Origin of the sequence: Saccharicrinis sp. GN24d3 (assembly GCF_052400645.1) — a bacterium.
GTDB lineage: Bacteria > Bacteroidota > Bacteroidia > Bacteroidales > Marinilabiliaceae > Saccharicrinis.
The window spans coordinates 1-1,001 of record NZ_JBQTGI010000081.1 but is presented as its reverse complement, the minus strand read 5'-3'; the positions used below and the strand labels follow the sequence as shown (position 1 = coordinate 1,001).

The 1,001-nt window shown below is 31.6% G+C and carries 1 protein-coding gene; it reads left to right on the top strand.

Annotated elements, in window-relative coordinates; translation table 11 throughout:
• The first annotated feature begins 206 nt into the window (after window positions 1–206).
• Window positions 207–728, top strand: coding sequence for an RDD family protein (locus tag ACT29I_RS25680; protein WP_444794862.1), 522 nt, complete (start codon window positions 207–209; stop codon window positions 726–728).
• Window positions 729–1,001 lie beyond the last annotated feature (273 nt).

Below are 1,001 nucleotides of genomic sequence, written 5' to 3'. Positions count from 1 at the left end.
GCCTAAAACAAGCTAAAAAATAGCCTGTAAAGCAACAAAAAATCAGTTGCTTTTAGTTTTTAGACAGACTGACGTTAGCTGCAACCAAAAAAACGCAAATACTAAAATAGACCATGAAAATACCGAGAATATTGATTTTAAACTTTTTCACTAAGAGTTATTTAAAACAGGCAGACAGCTTCCCTATTTCCATATTGAATTCGAGAATGAAATCAATGATTAGTGACTTATGGTTTTGTATGGCTATCATAATGCCATTTTTCTTACTCTTTATGATTTTGTTTTTTGTAATTCAAGCGTTTATATATCCTGAAATTGAATATTTTCCAACTTATTTAATGGTGATGTTACTACCCTGGTTAGTTTTGTTATTTGGGACTCTTAATAAAGACATTGCTTCAGGAATGAGTGCAGGAAAAAGGACTTTCGGCTTTAAAGTAATAGACAATAGTACAAAGCAGAATGCATCTCAAATGCAGTGTATGCTTCGGAATATGACAATGTTAATTTGGCCTTTGGAGGCTTTCATGATATTGGTTAATCCAAAACGACGAATTGGAGACTTTATTGCGAATACGGAAGTTATAAAAACAGACAAACTTGATATAGAAACTTTACACCAAGACCTCATTTTAATTGAAAATATTTCTGTAAAATTAGTTGTGACCTCATTAATAATAGGTATTGTGATGACTTCTATATCTATGGTTGGTACAATTTTGAATTGAAAAATGGCAGCAGCTAACAATGCATTATAAAACATAGGTGGCTCAGCGGTTTATGAAACATTTGAGCGTTTAATCAGCCCGCCAAATCGTTGATTTGGCATTTAAAACAAATAAAATAAAAGCAAAATACAACGCTTTGGCTAAGTGGAATATTGAAAGTTAGGCTATTTAAATCACCTACGTTTAATATGCGAGGCGTTAGGGCCTATTATAGAAAACTGTTTATGGAATTATTGATACTAATATTTATATTTTTTATTGCTCTTTTAGGTT

Excerpts from the sequence above, each read along its gene's own strand:
- ACT29I_RS25680 (WP_444794862.1), top strand. The coding sequence starts at position 207 with ATGAAATCAATGATTAGTGACTTATGGTTTTGTATGGCTATCATAATG.